The organism is Arthrobacter sp. P4_F10, from assembly GCF_056401435.1.
In genome coordinates this window covers 304681-320042 of the sequence record NZ_JBFUJJ010000001.1, presented here as the reverse complement: position 1 = coordinate 320042, position 15362 = coordinate 304681, and the positions used below count along the sequence as shown (strand labels likewise).

13 protein-coding genes are annotated in these 15362 nt (G+C 67.0%); 7 read left to right on the top strand and 6 right to left on the bottom strand.

Features of this window, described 5'->3' with window-relative positions; translation table 11 throughout:
- Positions 1 to 100 precede the first annotated feature (100 nt).
- Complete coding sequence (locus AC1DR1_RS01495) at positions 101 to 1321, top strand: PucR family transcriptional regulator (protein ID WP_229991962.1); 1221 nt, start codon at positions 101 to 103, stop codon at positions 1319 to 1321.
- A 21-nt stretch (positions 1322 to 1342) separates the two neighbouring features.
- Here the strand turns inward: AC1DR1_RS01495 and AC1DR1_RS01490 are convergent, their stop codons facing one another.
- The 3 genes from AC1DR1_RS01490 to ptsP form a co-directional block, all read right to left on the bottom strand.
- Positions 1343 to 1564, bottom strand: coding sequence for a hypothetical protein (locus AC1DR1_RS01490; protein ID WP_229991963.1), 222 nt, complete (start codon positions 1562 to 1564; stop codon positions 1343 to 1345).
- A 134-nt stretch (positions 1565 to 1698) separates the two neighbouring features.
- Entirely contained in the window at positions 1699 to 2118 is a 420-nt protein-coding gene (locus AC1DR1_RS01485) for a helix-turn-helix domain-containing protein (protein WP_476992091.1), read from the bottom strand.
- A gap of 78 nt (positions 2119 to 2196) precedes the next feature.
- Positions 2197 to 3882 (bottom strand): phosphoenolpyruvate--protein phosphotransferase, encoded by a 1686-nt coding sequence (gene ptsP / locus AC1DR1_RS01480; protein ID WP_229991966.1) that lies wholly within the window; start codon positions 3880 to 3882, stop codon positions 2197 to 2199.
- Between the two features lie 182 nt (positions 3883 to 4064).
- Between ptsP and AC1DR1_RS01475 the strand changes: the two genes are divergently transcribed.
- The 5 genes from AC1DR1_RS01475 to AC1DR1_RS01455 all read left to right on the top strand — a co-directional run bounded on the left by AC1DR1_RS01475 (position 4065) and on the right by AC1DR1_RS01455 (position 9954).
- On the top strand, positions 4065 to 4784 hold the full coding sequence (locus AC1DR1_RS01475; RefSeq protein ID WP_229991968.1) for a TetR/AcrR family transcriptional regulator: 720 nt from the start codon (positions 4065 to 4067) through the stop codon (positions 4782 to 4784).
- Positions 4785 to 4842: 58 nt separating this feature from the next.
- Positions 4843 to 6825 (top strand): PTS mannitol transporter subunit IICBA, encoded by a 1983-nt coding sequence (locus tag AC1DR1_RS01470; protein WP_229991969.1) that lies wholly within the window; start codon positions 4843 to 4845, stop codon positions 6823 to 6825.
- The gene (locus tag AC1DR1_RS01465; protein WP_476967315.1) at positions 6825 to 7973 is read left to right on the top strand and encodes a mannitol-1-phosphate 5-dehydrogenase; all 1149 of its coding nucleotides are present in this window, start codon (positions 6825 to 6827) and stop codon (positions 7971 to 7973) included. Before AC1DR1_RS01470 ends, AC1DR1_RS01465 begins: the two co-directional genes overlap by 1 nt.
- A gap of 168 nt (positions 7974 to 8141) precedes the next feature.
- Positions 8142 to 8627 carry a MarR family winged helix-turn-helix transcriptional regulator gene (locus AC1DR1_RS01460; protein WP_229991971.1) on the top strand — a complete coding sequence of 162 codons (486 nt, stop codon included), beginning with the start codon at positions 8142 to 8144 and terminating at the stop codon, positions 8625 to 8627.
- A gap of 37 nt (positions 8628 to 8664) precedes the next feature.
- Entirely contained in the window at positions 8665 to 9954 is a 1290-nt protein-coding gene (locus AC1DR1_RS01455; protein ID WP_476967317.1) for an MFS transporter, read from the top strand.
- On the opposite strand, the gene AC1DR1_RS01450 is transcribed toward AC1DR1_RS01455, so the two are convergent.
- The 3 genes from AC1DR1_RS01450 to rraA form a co-directional block, all read right to left on the bottom strand.
- The gene (locus tag AC1DR1_RS01450) at positions 9904 to 11379 is read right to left on the bottom strand and encodes a sugar porter family MFS transporter (RefSeq protein WP_476992090.1); all 1476 of its coding nucleotides are present in this window, start codon (positions 11377 to 11379) and stop codon (positions 9904 to 9906) included. The genes AC1DR1_RS01455 and AC1DR1_RS01450 overlap by 51 nt on opposite strands.
- Before the next feature lie 309 nt (positions 11380 to 11688).
- Entirely contained in the window at positions 11689 to 13347 is a 1659-nt protein-coding gene (locus AC1DR1_RS01445) for an MDR family MFS transporter (RefSeq protein WP_229991975.1), read from the bottom strand.
- Positions 13348 to 13482: 135 nt separating this feature from the next.
- Positions 13483 to 13959: a ribonuclease E activity regulator RraA gene (gene rraA / locus AC1DR1_RS01440; RefSeq protein ID WP_476967319.1), complete on the bottom strand. Its 477-nt coding sequence runs from the start codon at positions 13957 to 13959 to the stop codon at positions 13483 to 13485.
- A 102-nt stretch (positions 13960 to 14061) separates the two neighbouring features.
- Between rraA and AC1DR1_RS01435 the strand changes: the two genes are divergently transcribed.
- Positions 14062 to 15342, top strand: a complete 1281-nt coding sequence (locus AC1DR1_RS01435) for an MFS transporter (protein ID WP_476967320.1) — start codon at positions 14062 to 14064, stop codon at positions 15340 to 15342.
- Positions 15343 to 15362 lie beyond the last annotated feature (20 nt).

The following is a 15362-nucleotide window of genomic DNA, read 5'->3' as shown; positions in this document are numbered from 1 at the left end:
CCGGGGATAGACATTTGTCGAGGTGGCGGGCGTCAGGTGTCGGCTCGTGTCCGTGCGGATGCATTCGCAGTGCGGCCGGCCGGGGCAGTAGTCTGGCAGGATGCAGCAGCAGGACGTGGAGCAGCTCGTGGAGCAGGTGGCGCAGCGGCTGGGCCGCGGTCTCTCCCTCGAGGACCTCGACGGGCTGCTCCTCGCCTACAGCTCGAACCAATCGCATGCGGACCGCGTCCGGGTGAACTTCCTGCTCAGCAAGCGGGTCCCCGTGGACGTCATCGCATGGCAGCTCTCCCACGGGATTGCGACGGCGGTCCGGCCGGTCGTCGTGCCGGCCAACGAAGATCTCGGCATGCTGGGCCGCGTGTGCGTGCCGCTGCTGGTGCGCGGCTTCCGGGTGGGGTACCTGTGGGTCCAGCTCGACGCCGAGGAACCAAGTGCCGCGACCGTCCTCACCCAGCTGCAGGACGTGGCGCCGGAGCTGGAGCAGCTGTCCTCCCTGCTGCTGGATTCCAACACGGCTGAGTCCGAGTTCCGCCGCCGCCGTGAGCAGGAGTTCCTGGCCGCCTGCGCCGGCGAGGCCAACGCGGCGGCGGCCGTGGCGGGCTGGAAAGAGGTCCAGGGCAAGGGGCCCTGGCAGCTGGTGACCGTCCTGGACGCGGACGGCTGGGCCGGGGGCTCGGATCCCTTCGCCGACACACTCATTCACCGCTCCGCGGCGCTGCAGGCCACTATCGGCGTGGACGCCGCCCTGTTCAGCGCCGGTACCGAGACCCACGCGGTGGTGCTCTTCAAGGAATCCACAGGACGCGCGGACCACGCCCAGGTGCTGGTCCACTACCAGCTGGAACTCGCCAAACGTTCCGGGCGCACGGTCCGGCGGATCATCCTGGGTACGAGCGAGGGATTTGCCAAGCCGCGGGAACTCGCCGAGGCCTACCGGCAGTCACGGCAGGCGGCCCAGGCCGCGGCAGTGGATCCGCAGCTGGGCGAGCTTGTCGACTGCCGGGCCACCGGCGTCTACCAGCTGCTGGCCTCGGCCGGCGGCGGCGCGGGGGCCTGGGCGGACGCGGGATCGGTGTATTTCCGCATCCTCGAGGACCATGACCGCAACCGCGAGCTGCTGCCGGTGCTGGAGCTGTTCTACGACAACGACGGTTCGGTCCAGGAAGTCGCGGCCAAGCTGCACCTGCACCGGAGCAGCATTTACAACCGGCTGGGCCGGATCCGCCAGCTGCTGGGCGTGGACCCGTTGAAGGGAATGGTGCGGTTGGAACTGCATGCTGCGCTCAAGGCGCGGCGCTGGGCGGGCCGGCCCAGAATCTAGCGGCGCGCTGTAGCCCTCGGGTCAGCCCTCGCGCTTGGAGGAATCGTCGAGGGCCAGTTTCGCGTCCTGGCCGGCGTCGGGACCGGTCTTGCGGACGGCGCTGCGGTGGCGGGAAATCCGGCTGTCCACCCAGAGTGACACCGCAACGAAAGCGACGCCGCTGGCCAAATAAGTGGCGGTGTTGTTCAGGCCCATCGCGGTTCCGAGGATGCCAGCGAGCAGCATGGCGGCGATCCCTGCCATGATGTGCCACCCTCTGAATTTACCCACAATTCAAGCGTAACCCGCGGCATATAAGTGTTTCCGCCCAGAAGCGGGATCGTTGCTTGATCCTTATCACCGCTTCATGAAGCATCCGTTCATGAAGCATCTGTTCCTTAAACACCGGCGCCCTCGCCATCATGGCCGGCCGGTGTCCCGGCGTCCGTACTATTCTTCTTCTGCGTTTCCAGCCACGCCATGATGTCGGCCAGCCGGATCCGTCGGTGCGTTCCGCGGTATTCGACGGGGATCTCGCCGCGATCGGTCATGTTCCGCAGGTACGTGTGCGAGATCCCCGCAAGCTCCGCGGCCCGGGACGTCGTCAGCATCTCCTCGACGCTGCTGACGGTCACGGACTCGCCGCGGCTGAAGCGGCCCAGCAAATCAACGACGGCGTCCCGGGCCGCGGGCGGCAGCCGGTGGACGGTGCCGTCGACGAACACCGTGATGTCGTCGCTGCCGTCGAGGGCGTACCGGAGTTTCTGCGCGTCCTCGGCCGGGAGGCCGGCCGTCACCCGGGGAGCTATCAGTGCCATGAGTGCATCCTAGCGGCTGCATCGCAGCGGGTGGGCCCGCCGGTGGGCCCACCCGCGGCCCCTCCTGCGGACCAGCGGTTACAGCCCAAGGTCCTCCAGGACCGGCAGTTTTGCCCGGACCCATGCCCGGGCCTCGGTTGCGCTCGGCGCCGACAAGGCCAGCTTGGCCAGCTCCTGCGTTTCGGCCAAGGTGACGGTCTTCAGCACGGCGGCGACGGCCGCGATGGACCGCGCGGTCATGGACAGTGTGGTGACGCCCAGCCCCGTGAGGACGACGGCGAGGGCCGGGTCCGCGGCGGCCTCGCCACACACGCCCACCGGCTTGTTGTGCCCCTCGGCCGCCGAACCCTCCACTGTCAGGCCCACGAGCCGCAGCACGGCCGGCTGCCACGGGGTGTTCAGGGCGGCCAGGGGGCCGAGCTGGCGGTCGGCGGCCATGGCGTACTGGGTGAGGTCGTTGGTGCCCAGGCTTGCGAAGCCGACTTCGCGGAGGATGGCCTCTGCCGTCAGGGCGGCCGAGGGGACCTCCACCATGACGCCGGGGGTCCTGATCCCTGCCGTGGCGCACAGCGAGGCAAAACGGGCCGCCTCCTCCGCGGTGGAAATCATCGGGGCCATCACCCAGACATCGGCCTCGGACGCCTTCTCGGCCTGCGCAATCGCCTGCAGCTGGCGCTCGAGGACCCCGGGCGTGGTGAAATCGGTCCGGTAGCCGCGGACACCCAGGGCGGGGTTGGGCTCGGTGGCGTCGGTCAGGAACGGCAGCGGCTTGTCCGCGCCGGCGTCGAGCGTGCGGAGCACCACTTTCTTGCCTGGGAAGGCGTCGAAGACGCCCTTGTAGGCGGCGGCCTGTTCCTCCACGGTCGGTTCGGTGTCCCGCTCGAGGAAACAGAACTCGGTCCGGAACAAACCCACTCCCTGGGCGTTCAGGCCGGCCGCGACCACGGCGTCTTTGGCGCCGCCGACGTTGGCGAGGAGCGGAACGAGGTGGCCGTCCGACGTCGTGCCCGTCCCGTCAAAAGCGGACAGCAGCGACGCCGTGGCGGCCCAGTGGGCTGCTGCCGCCCGCTGGGACTCATCCGGGTTCGCGGTGATGAGGCCGGCCGCGCCGTCCACGTACACCTCCGTGCCGTCGGCGAGTTCGTCGACCCCGACGGCGGCGACCACGGCCGGCAGGCCGAGCGAGCGGGCAATGATCGCGGTGTGGGACTGCGGTCCGCCGCCGGCGGTGACCAGGGCCAGGACCTTTTCCGGATCCAGGGTGGCGGTGTCGGCCGGGGCCAGGTCCTCGGCGATGAGGATGAACGGAGCGGAGGACACGGGAATTCCCGGCGCGGGAACTCCGCGCAGTTCCGCCACGATCCGGGACCGGACATCCAGGACGTCCGTGGCGCGCTCGGCCATGTAGCCGCCGAGGTTGTGCAGCATTTCCGAGACGGAGGCGCCGGCTTCCCAGATCGCCCGCTGCCCGGACGTGCCGCGGACGATCAGTTTGGCGGCGGATTTGAGCAGCATGGTGTCGGTGGCCATGAGGGCCGTGGCCTCGAGGACGGCCTTGCCGTCGCCGGTGACGGTCTCGGAGCGGGCCTTGAGTTCGTCGTGGACGGATTTCGCCGCGGCCTTCAGTGCCGCCGTCGCGTCTTCCGCCGTGACGCCGGCGGGAAGCTGCTCTCCGGCGGGCGGTTCGCTGATCGGTTTGGGCATCTGCCGGATGGTGCCGATGATGCGGCCGGGGCTAACGCCTACTCCTGGGAAGTTCTGCACTGAAGGTCCTCATTCTCTGTCGTAGGCCAGTGGCCACTAAGCCGGTAAACCAGGTGCCGCTGACCCTGGGGATCATTTGTGCCTGCGGCTGACGGCTACGTCAACGGGCGGGCCACGGCACCTGCAAAAATTGTATGTGATGCAGTTCATATAGCGTTGCTATAGGTGCTAGGGTAGCGGTTATGAGTATCGATGGCCAGCTACCACCCAAGGCCCGGCTGCTGCGCGCGGCCGCCGAGCTGCTGGCCAACTCAGGCGGATCCGCAGTCTCGACCCGCCAGATCACACAGCTGGCCGGTGTTACGGCACCGACCCTGTACCACCACTTTGGTGACAAGGAAGGGCTGTTCGACGCCGTCGTCGCAGCAGGTTTTGACGAATATGTCGCGGGCGAACGTGACTTCGCGCCCTCTGGCCAGCCGCTGGAGGACATCCGCCGGATGTGGGACAACCACGTCCAGTTCGGGCTGAAACAGCCGGAACTGTACCTCGTCATGTTTGGCAATATCCGCCCTGAGAGCCGTCCGGCGATCGTCGCCGATGCCGAGGCCCTCATGGAGGAGATGCTCAACAAGGCGGCAGTCTCCGGCCAGCTCAACGTCCCGCCCAAAGAGGCGGCCAGGTCCATCCTGGCGGCCAACGTGGGCGTGACCCTCATGCTGATCGCGGAAAAGGTGCCGGAGCGCAACCTCGAGCTCTCCTCCATGACCCGCGACGCCATGATCTTTGCGGTTTCCACCGAGCAGGCCCGGGACAACGGCTCTGTTGACAGCGGAAAATCCTCAGTGGTTGTGGCGGCCATCGCATTGAACGCAGCACTCCAGGCGTCCCACTCGGACCAGCTCTCCAGCTCAGAACTCAAGCTCTTCCTCGAATGGCTCCACCGGATCTCCACCAGCTAGCTCGGCGAAATTATCGGACCATCCTGCAAAGCAGCGGGAACGACGGTTAGGAATTCACATGGCAACAGAGACAGTTGCGAAACCACGCACCAGCGTGCGGGTACACGTCCAGAAATTCGGGACGTTCCTCTCAGGAATGATCATGCCCAACATCGCCGCCTTCATCGCCTGGGGCTTCATCACGGCACTGTTCATCCCGGCGGGCTTCTTCCCCAATGCGGAGCTCGGCAAGCTTGTGGGGCCGATGATCACGTACATGCTCCCGCTCCTGATCGGCTACACGGGCGGCCGGATGGTCTACGGCGTGCGCGGCGGCGTGGTGGGTGCGGTGGCCACCATGGGCGTCATCGTCGGTACCGACATCCCGATGTTCATCGGCGCCATGATTCTTGGCCCGCTCACCGCCTGGATCATGATGAAGCTGGACAAGATCTGGGAAGGCCGCGTGAAGCCCGGCTTCGAAATGCTGATCGACAACTTCTCGGCAGGCATCCTTGCCGCCGCCATGGCGGTCGTCGGCATGCTGGTGGTCGGCCCGGTGGTGAAGGCATTCAGCAATGGTGCCAGCGCCGTGGTCGAATTCCTCGTCCTCAACGGCCTCCTGCCGTTCACGAGCATCTTCATCGAGCCCGCGAAGGTCCTGTTCCTCAACAACGCCGTCAACCACGGCATCCTCACCCCGCTGGGCACGCAGCAGGCACTCGAGCAGGGCAAGTCCATCCTGTTCCTGCTCGAAGCCAACCCCGGTCCGGGCTTCGGCATCCTGCTCGCCTTTTCAATCTTCGGCAAGGGTCTGGCCAAGGCGTCCGCGCCGGGCGCGGCGGTCATCCAGTTCGTCGGCGGCATCCATGAGATCTACTTCCCGTACGTCCTGATGAAGCCGATGACGATCTTCGCAGCAATCGGCGGCGGCATGACCGGCATCTTCACGCTCGTGGTCACCGGCGCCGGACTCCGGTCCCCGGCAGCCCCGGGCAGCATTATCGCGGTCTACGCCTCAACAGCCCGCGACAGCTACGTCGGCGTGACGCTCTCCGTGCTGTTCGCCACCACGGTGTCCTTCCTCATCGCCTCGGTGATCCTGAAGGCCAGCAAGGCGCCCGCGGAAGACGACCTCGACCAGGCCACGCACCGGATGGAGGCCCTGAAGGGCAAGAAGAGCTCGGTTTCCGCGGCCCTGATCGGTGAGGGCGTGGGTGCCAGCGGCGTCGCTGTCCTCGCAACCCCGATCAAGAACATCGTCTTTGCGTGCGACGCCGGCATGGGCTCCAGTGCGATGGGCGCCTCGGTGCTCCGCAACAAGATCAAGGCCGCCGGTTTCCCGGACGTCAAGGTCACGAACTCCGCCATCGCCAACCTCACCGACACGTACGACGTCGTCATTACCCACCAGGACCTGACCGAGCGGGCCAAGCCCGCGACCGCCAGCGCCGTGCATGTCTCCGTGGACAACTTCATGAACAGCCCGCGGTACGACGAGATCGTGGAGTTGGTCGAGGCAAGCAACACGAGCGGCGAAGCGGCCCCGGCCGGCGCCCCGGCCCCTGCTGCCGCCGTCGAAACGCCGGAAACCCCCGCAGGGGCCGAGCCGGACGCCGAGACGGGTCCCGCAGGCATCCTGGTGGCCGAAAGCGTGGTCCTCAACGGCACCGCCACCACGCGGGACGCCGCGATCGACGAGGCCGGGCAGCTCCTGCTGGACCGCGGCGCCGTCGACTCCGGTTATGTGGACGCCATGCACGAACGGGAGGAATCCGTCTCCACCTACATGGGCAGCTTCCTTGCGATCCCGCACGGCACCAACGCCGCGAAGGACCACATCATGAAGTCCGCGGTGTCGGTGATCCGCTACCCGAACGGCATTGATTGGAACGGCAAGGAAGTGAAGTTCGTGGTCGGCGTGGCCGGCGTCAACAACGAACACCTGCACATCCTGTCCTCGATCGCCAAGGTCTTCACCAACAAGGCCCAGGTGGCCCAGCTTGAGGCGGCCACCACGGTTGACGAAGTGCTGGCCCTCTTTGGAAAGGTCAACGACTAGTGAAGGCTGTTCATTTCGGAGCCGGAAACATCGGGCGCGGATTCGTGGGCCTGCTGCTGCACGAGGCCGGGTATGAGGTGGTGTTCGCCGATGTCGCGGACGCCCTCATCACCGAGCTGGCCGCCGCGGACAGCTACCAGGTCCACGAAGTGGGAGAGAATCCCGCAGTCCGTACCGTCGATAACTTCCGTGCGCTGAACTCCGGCATCCAGGAAGCCGCCGTCGTCGCCGAAATCGCCACGGCGGACATCGTCACCACCGCCGTCGGGCCGCACATCCTGAAGTTTGTGGCGCCTGCGATCGCCAAGGGGATCGCGGCCCGCGCCCCCGGGCTGGCGCCGCTGCAGGTGATGGCTTGCGAGAACGCGATCAACGCGACCGACATCCTCAAGTCCGAAGTTGCTGCCCAGTGGGATCCGGCCGCCGGGTCCTTGGACGCTGCCGCCGTGTTTGCCAACACGGCGGTGGACCGGATTGTGCCCAACCAGGAAGCCGGGCAGGGCCTGGACGTCACGGTGGAGACGTTCTATGAATGGGTGATCGACCGTACGCCGTTCGCCGGGAAGGAACCGGTGATACCGGGCGCGACCTTCGTGGACGATCTGGAGCCGTACATCGAGCGGAAGCTGTTCACCGTCAACACGGGGCACGCGGCTGCAGCCTACTTCGGTTTCGAGGCCGGCCTGGGCAAGATTTCCGAGGCCATGGCCGATCAGGACGTCGCAGCCGACGTGCGCGCCGTCCTGGACGAAACCAAGGAGCTGCTGGTGGCCAAGCACGGCTTCAACCGCGGGGATCAGGAGGCGTACGTGGAGAAGATCCTGGGCCGCTTCTCCAACCCGCACCTGCCGGACACCGTCAACCGGGTGGGCCGCGCCCCGCTGCGCAAACTCAGCCGGCACGAACGCTTCATCGGCCCCGCTGCCGAGCTGGCCGAACGCGGAATTGTCCCCGAAGCGCTGCTCGGGGCGATTGCTGCGGCCCTGCGCTTCAACGATCCGGCCGACGCCGAGGCCGTGGAGCTGGCGAAAATCCTCTCCGCGTCCACGCCGGACGAGGCCACGGAGACGATCACCGGCCTGGCAGCGGACCATCCGCTCTTCGCCGCTGTCTCCTCCCTTATCGAGGAGGCCAAGGCCGTCGTCTGATCAACGCCCTAGCTGGGCCGACGCCGGAACTCACGTGAGTTCCGGCGTCGGCGTGTTTCCGTTGCCCTATCACTTATGGTTCCCATTCGCCGGTTTTAACGACCAAGAGTGATAGGGCAACTCGTCTTCCTTGACCATTAGGTAGCCTAACTGTTAGGCTACCTAACTATGAACGCCAGTGAACCGGCTGACCCCGGCCTTCTTGCTCTCGCCCAGGACTTCCGCGAGGCCCTCCGCCACAGCATCTACCTCGTCCGCCGTCTGGATGCCGACGGCGAACTCAGTGCCGCCCAGCTCAGCCTGCTCAAGATGCTGATGGACGCCGGACCCGCAACAGGCGGCCGTGCTTCCTCCGCCAGTGGAGTGCGCGTGGGCGAAATCGCCCGAAACCTCGGCGTTAAGGTGCCCAGCGCCACCGAACAGATCATCAAGCTCGAGCGTGCCGGCCTCGCCCGCCGGGAACCGGACCCCAACGACTCCCGCGCCGTCCGCGTGACCCTCACGGAAGCCGGCCTCGCCGCCGTCGCCGCCGCCAATGAGCGCCGCAACTCCGTCATGGCCGGCGTCCTCTCGTGCCTTTCGGACGACGACCGTGCCGCCCTCGCCGCCGCCCTTCCGGTCATCGGCAGGATCAACGCGACGCTCCAGGCCTGATATTCCACCGAACTTCCCATCATTGAGGAGTGCCCCCATGTACGGCCACCCCGCCGACACCTTGCCGGCAGCCGAAGTTACCCTCGAGGCCGAGAAGGCCTCGCTGCTCAAACAGCCCAAGGCGGTGTGGGCGACGGCCCTCGCGGCGGTGTTCGCCTTCATGGGCATCGGGCTGGTGGACCCCATCCTGCCGGCGATCGCCAAAAACCTGGACGCCTCCCCGAGCCAGGTTTCGCTGCTCTTTACGAGCTATTTCCTGGTCACCGCCGTCGCCATGCTGATCACCGGCTACGTCTCCTCCCGGATCGGCGGGAAGCGGACGCTGCTGATTGGCCTGGCGGTGATTGTCGTGTTCGCCTCGCTGTCCGGCACGTCGGGCAGTGTGGCTGAGCTCATCGGCTTCCGGGCCGGCTGGGGACTGGGCAACGCCTTGTTCGTGGCCACGGCACTGGCGGTGATAGTCGGCGTCGCCAGCGGTGGTCCCGGCACGGCGATCATCCTGTACGAGGCCGCCCTTGGCCTGGGAATTTCCCTCGGCCCGCTCCTGGGTGCTTTGCTTGGCGGCTGGCAGTGGCGCGCCCCGTTCTTCGGCACCGCCGTGCTGATGGCCTCCGCCTTCATCGCGCTCATTGCGCTGCTGCCCAAGACCCCGCTGCCCGAGCGGAAGGTCCGGCTCCGGGATCCGCTGCTGGCCCTGGGTCACAGGGGTCTGCGGACGACGGCGGCCAGCGGCCTGTTCTACAATTACGGCTTCTTCACCGTCCTCGCCTTCACGCCCTTCATCCTGGGCATGGACGCCTACGGAATCGGCGGCGTGTTCTTCGGCTGGGGTGTCGCCGTCGCTGTCTTCTCGGTGTTTGCCGCCCCCGTGCTGCAGAACCGCTTCGGAGCAGTCCGGGTCCTCATCGGCACACTGGTCCTGCTGATGCTGGACCTCGTGGGACTGGGCCTGGCCGCCGGGCACTCGGTGCCCGCCGTCGTCGTCCTCGTGGTCATTTCCGGTGCGCTCCTAGGCGTCAACAACACCATCTACACGGAGCTGGCCATGGGCGTTTCCGATTCGCCGCGGCCGGTGGCCTCCGCCGGCTACAACTTCGTGCGCTGGATGGGCGGCGCCCTGGCACCCTTTGCCGCCGCGCAGCTGGGCGAGCACTTCGGCCCGCAGGTGCCCTTCTTCGCCGGCGCGCTGGCCATGGTTGCCGCGATTGCCGTGGTCTTCGGCGGCCGCCGCTACCTCACGTCGCTGAGTGCAGCGGCGACCTCACACGGCGCCGGCTCAGGCCCTGGCGGACTCCTTCGCGGAGTCTTGGGCGGACTCCTTGGCTGAACCCTTCGGGACGAACAGGGTTTCGGCCTGTTCCAAGGACATGCCGTTGGTCTCCGGCACCTTGAACATCACGAAGAAGAACGACGCGGCCGCGAACAGCGCGTACATGGCGTACGTCAACGGCAGCGAGGCCGCGGCCATGACGGGGAAGCTCAGGGTGATGGCGAAGTTGGCGGTCCACTGTGCGGCCGCGGCCAGGCCCAGGGCGCGGCCGCGGATGCGGGCCGGGAAGATCTCGCCCAGCAGCACCCACACCAGCGGGCCCCAGGAGGCGCCGAAGCTGATGACGAAGACGTTGGCGGCGACCAGCGCGGCCGGACCCCACGCGCCGGGCAGCGAGATCGCGTCCCCGGACCCGGTGGCCGAGCTGAAAGCGAGGGCCATGGTGCCCAGCGAGAGGGCCATGCCGATGGAGCCGGCCAGCATGATGGGACGGCGGCCGATCCGGTCCACCAGGGCGATCGCGACGAGCGTCACCAGGATGTTGGTGATGGCGGTGGCCACGGAGATGGTGAGCGAATCCTTTTCCTGGAAGCCCACGGCCTTCCACAGGGTGGTGGAGTAGTAGAAGATCACGTTGATGCCGACGAACTGCTGCAGCACGGACAAGATGATGCCGATCCAGACCACCGGCTGCAGGCCCAGGGCCTTGCCGCGCAGGGATCCCTTCTGGCCGGCGAGCTTGTCCTCGTCGATCGCCTTCTTGATGTCGCGCAGGTGCCGGTCCGAGTCCTCGTTCGGGGCGATCGACTTGAAGACCTTGAGGGCTTCCTCGTTCTTGCCCTGGAAGACCAGGAAGCGCGGCGATTCGGGCAGGGTGTACGCGATCCAGCCGTAAGCGACGGCGGGGACGGCGGCGGCCATGAACATCCAGCGCCACGCTTCCAAACCAAACCAGAGGGCCTGGTCGGCGCCGCCGGCCGACGTCGCGAACAGGGCGTCGGAGAGGAGGGCGGCGAAGATGCCGGTGGTGATCGCCAGCTGCTGCAGCGAGGCCAGGCGGCCACGGACGTGGCGGGGGGAGATCTCGGAAATGTAGGCCGGAGCGATCACGGAGGCCAGGCCGATGCCGAGCCCGCCCACCAGGCGCCAGAAGATCAGGTCCCAGACGCCGAACGCGAACCCCGTGCCGATGGCGCTGACGAGGAACAGCAGCGCGCCCAGCTTCATGGCCGGGATCCGGCCGTAGCGGTCGGCTACCTTGCCGGCCAGGTAGGCGCCTGCCGCGCAGCCGAGGAGGGCCACGGCGACGGCGAAGCCGGTCACGGCCTCGCTGAGGGCGAATTCGTCCTTGATCGCGTCGACGGCGCCGTTGACGACGGAGGAGTCAAAGCCGAAGAGGAAGCCGCCGACGGCGCCCGCCACGGCCAGCCAAATGACCCGTTTCGGGATCTTGGCGGCGGTCTGGTCCTGGGTGATGGTCATACGGCTCCCTTGGCAGTTCGCGGTCCACGGCCTTCGCCGCAACTACCCAGTCTTACACCGGACCCGGCGTGCCGCCTGTCACAACCACCGGAAAGTGAGACGAAACATACACTTTGCCGGTGCCGTCGGCTGCGCCTGCCGGGCCGGAACCGAAGGCGTCACGCAGAGCAGGCTTTCGGCGTCGGGCACCCCGTCCGGCGGCCCGGTCTGGCGGCCCGGTTTTACGGCAGACGACGGCGGCAGGCAGTCCAGAAGACTGCCTGCCGTGACGTGTACTGCCGTGTTCGTGTTCCAGCGGTCGGAACCGCCCTAGTGGGCTGCGGCCGTGGCGACTTCCCTGGCGGCCACTTTCGGGTCCGTGAGTTTCTTGTTCGGCAGGGCGAAGGTGATCAGGAAGGCGATGCCGGTCAGTACGGCGGCCGTGAGCATGACGGCGTCGATCGACTGCGCGAAGCCCTCGGTGATGGGGCGGGTCAGTGTCGGGTTGGCGGTGTGCAACCAGCTGGTGTCGTTCAGCGAATCGTTGCTGGCACCGTTTTTGAAGAACTCGTAAAGCTTTGCGTTGGCAGGGTCTGCAGCCACGGCCGGGTCCTTGAGCACCTTGAGGTAGTCCGCACTCTGCGCGGCGTCCTTCATGCCCGTGGCGATCTTGTCCGCCGCGAGGCTGAAGAGCATGGAGATGAACACGGCCGTGCCCACCGCACCGCCCATGGAGCGGAAGAACGCGGCGGAGGAGGTGCCCACACCCATGTCCTTCGACGGAACGGAGACCTGCATGGCCAGCGTCAGCGGCTGCATGCAGAAGCCCAGGCCCAGACCGAAGAACACGGCGATGGCGCCCGGTACCCACAGCGGCGTGTCGACGCCGAGGGAAAGGCCCATCACGACGGCGGCCGCGGTCAGGACCGCCGTGCCAAGGATCGGGAAGATCCGGTACGTGCCCGACGCCGAGATGGTCCGGCCGGCCGTGATGGAGCCCGTAAGGATGCCCACCGTGAAGGTGATCATCATGAGGCCGGCCTCCGTGGGCGTCAGGCCCTTGACTAGCTGCAGGTACATGGGAAGCATTGCGATGGCGCCGAACATGCCGATGCCGATGATGAAGTTCAGCAGCGAGGACAGGCCGAACGTCATGTTCTGGAACAGCCGGAGCGGGATCAGCGCGTAGTCGGCGGCATGCCGTTCGGCCAGCAGGAACGCGATGATGCCTACGACGCCCAGGCCGTAGCAGAGGTAGGAGTTGGCGGAGCTCCAGCCCCAGCTGCGTCCCTGTTCGGCGACGAGAAGGAGCGGAACGATCGCCAGCGTGATGGCGGCCGCGCCCCAGTAGTCGATCTTCTGCTTCACATGCTTGGCCGGGAGGTGCAGGTACATGAAGACCACCGTCAGGGCGGCCAGGCCGATCGGGATGTTGATCAGGAACACCCAGCGCCAGCCGTCGATTCCGAGGATGGTCTCGGTGCCGGCGAAGGCGCCGCCGATCACGGGGCCCAGGACCGAGGAGATGCCGAAGACCGACATGAAGTAGCCCTGGTACTTGGCGCGGTCCTTGAGTGCCACGATGTCGCCGATGATGGTCAGGGCGAGGGCCAGCAGGCCGCCGGCGCCCATGCCCTGGATGCCGCGGGCGATGGCGAGCTCCGTCATGGAGTGGACCGAGCCGGCGTAGAGCGAGCCGACGAGGAAGATCAGGATGGCGATGAGGTACAACGGGCGGCGTCCGAAGATGTCGCTGAGCTTGCCGTAAAGCGGCGTGCTCACCGTGGAGGTGATGAGGTACGCGGTGGTGGCCCAGGCCTGCAGGGAAAGGCCGTCGAGGTCGTTGGCGATCGTGTAGATCGAGGTGGACACGATCGTCTGGTCCAGCGAGGACAGGAACATGCCGAGCATGAGTCCCACCATGACGGTGATGGTCTGACGGTGGGTCAGGACCTCTCCAGCGGCGCGCGCGGAGGTGGCTTTGGACATGACTGCTCCAAGGTGAAGGGTGGGGATCAAGCGGATAGTTGCTTTCAGTAACTATGTTACTGGCTCAAATGTTCCCGCCACTACCTCGCCTGCGAAAAATGTCCCCGGCGAAAAATGACCTCAGAGAAGAAAGCCTCAGCGTTCGACCAGGATTCCGTCCGGGTCGCACCAGATCATCGCACCGGGGCGGATGGCCACGCCGTCGATCTCCAGGGGCACGTCGATGGCCCCGGCGCCTTCCTTGGCGCTCTTGCGCGGGTTGCTGCCCAGCGCCTTGACCCCGAGCGGCAGCCCCGCGATAGCGAGCCGGTCCCGAATGGCGCCGTTGATAACGACGCCGGCCCAGCCGTTTGCGACGGCACTCGCCGCGATCATGTCCCCCATCAACGCCGTGCGGAGGGAGCCGGCGCCGTCGACCACCAGCACGGAGCCGTTGCCGGCAGTGGCCAGCACCGACTTGACCAGCGCGTTGTCCTCGAAGCACCGAATGGTCCGGACCGGCCCGCTGAAGTGCGACCGGCCGCCGAGGGACTGGAACTGCATGGCCAAGGAGCTGAGCTCCTCGCCGCGCTCATCGTAGAGGTCGGCGGTGTTGACGGCGGATGCGTTCACTGGTTCTCCCTGGCTGAAACGTAGACGGCGGATCTTGATCCCCACGATAGTCTGGCCCCAGACAGATCATCAGCCTGAGTCGCCAGTTCCGGGGGGAACCACATGAGCTTGTCCGACCTACCGAGCGCAGCTCCGACGTCGGCGGCGCTTGCCGAGCCGGAACGGCGTGTCCGCCCGGTCTGGACCGCCGGCGTGGTCCTGGTCAACCTGGGCATCAATGCGGCGTTCTTCGGCCCGATCCAGGTGCTGCTCGGCCAACAGGCGGCCGCGTTCAGTGAAGGGGACAAGGAAGCCATCCTCGCCCTTGTGACGGGCGCCGGCGCCGCGGTATCGCTCGTGGCCAACCCCCTCTTCGGCGCCTTCAGCGACCGCACCACCTCCCGGATGGGCCGCCGCGTGCCGTGGGTGCTGTTCGGGGCGGTCCTTGGCGCCGCAGCCCTTATCGCGCTGGCCGGGGCGCCGAACGTCGCCATCATGACGCTGCTCTGGTGCCTCGTGCAGGCCGGCTGCAACGGTGCCTACGCCGCCATCACCGCCGCCATCCCGGACCGGGTGCCGGTCCCGCAGCGCGGCACGGTGGGTGGACTGGCCGCCATGGGCCAGACGGTCGGGATACTCATCGGCGCGGTGATCGCCGCCGCCGTCACGGGAAACTTCGCCGCCGGATACGTGGTGTGCGCGGTGGCGCTGCTGGCCGGCGTCGTGCTCTATTACTTCAAGAACGACGACATTCCTCTGCCCGCGCAGGCCCGTCCGCGGTTCGGCCTGGCCGGTTTTGTGCGGGGCTTTTGGATTTCCCCGGCCCGCCACCCGGATTTTGCCTGGGCCTGGCTGACGCGGCTGCTGGTGAACATCGGCAACCACATGGTCACCCTCTACCTGCTGTTCTTCCTCAACGACGCCGTCCGGGTCCGCGAAACCCAGGGCATCGAGCCCGAGTTTGGCGTCCTGATCCTCACGGGCCTGTATGCGGTCATGGTGATCGTCACCAGCGTGATCGGCGGCCGGGTGAGCGACCGGATGGGCCGCCGGAAGCCGCTGGTCGTCATCTCCTCCGCAGTGATCGCAGCGGCCTCCCTCATTCTTGCGTTCGCCCCCACCTGGCCGGGCGCGCTGATCGGCGCGTCTGTGCTCGGCATCGGCTTCGGCTGCTATCTCGCGGTGGACTTCGCCCTCATCACCCAAGTGCTGCCCACTGCCCTGAACCGGGGCAAGGACCTGGGCGTCATCAACATCGCCAATTCGCTGCCGCAAGTGCTTGCCCCGCTGATCGCGTATCCCTTTGTGGCCCTCTGGGGCGGCTATGTTGCGCTGTATGTCGCGGCCGCCGTGATTGGGCTTCTCGGCGCCGTGTTCGTGGTGAAGATCAAGGGCGTGGACTGAGCCGCGGGTCCCCGCTCAAG

Excerpts from the sequence above, each read along its gene's own strand:
- AC1DR1_RS01485 (WP_476992091.1), bottom strand. The coding sequence starts at position 2,118 with ATGGCACTGATAGCTCCCCGGGTGACGGCCGGCCTCCCGGCCGAGGAC.
- AC1DR1_RS01455 (WP_476967317.1), top strand. The coding sequence starts at position 8,665 with ATGTACGGCCACCCCGCCGACACCTTGCCGGCAGCCGAAGTTACCCTC.
- AC1DR1_RS01495 (WP_229991962.1), top strand. The coding sequence starts at position 101 with ATGCAGCAGCAGGACGTGGAGCAGCTCGTGGAGCAGGTGGCGCAGCGG.
- AC1DR1_RS01490 (WP_229991963.1), bottom strand. The coding sequence starts at position 1,564 with ATGGCAGGGATCGCCGCCATGCTGCTCGCTGGCATCCTCGGAACCGCG.
- AC1DR1_RS01475 (WP_229991968.1), top strand. The coding sequence starts at position 4,065 with ATGAGTATCGATGGCCAGCTACCACCCAAGGCCCGGCTGCTGCGCGCG.
- AC1DR1_RS01470 (WP_229991969.1), top strand. The coding sequence starts at position 4,843 with ATGGCAACAGAGACAGTTGCGAAACCACGCACCAGCGTGCGGGTACAC.
- AC1DR1_RS01460 (WP_229991971.1), top strand. The coding sequence starts at position 8,142 with ATGAACGCCAGTGAACCGGCTGACCCCGGCCTTCTTGCTCTCGCCCAG.
- AC1DR1_RS01445 (WP_229991975.1), bottom strand. The coding sequence starts at position 13,347 with ATGTCCAAAGCCACCTCCGCGCGCGCCGCTGGAGAGGTCCTGACCCAC.
- AC1DR1_RS01435 (WP_476967320.1), top strand. The coding sequence starts at position 14,062 with ATGAGCTTGTCCGACCTACCGAGCGCAGCTCCGACGTCGGCGGCGCTT.
- AC1DR1_RS01450 (WP_476992090.1), bottom strand. The coding sequence starts at position 11,379 with ATGACCATCACCCAGGACCAGACCGCCGCCAAGATCCCGAAACGGGTC.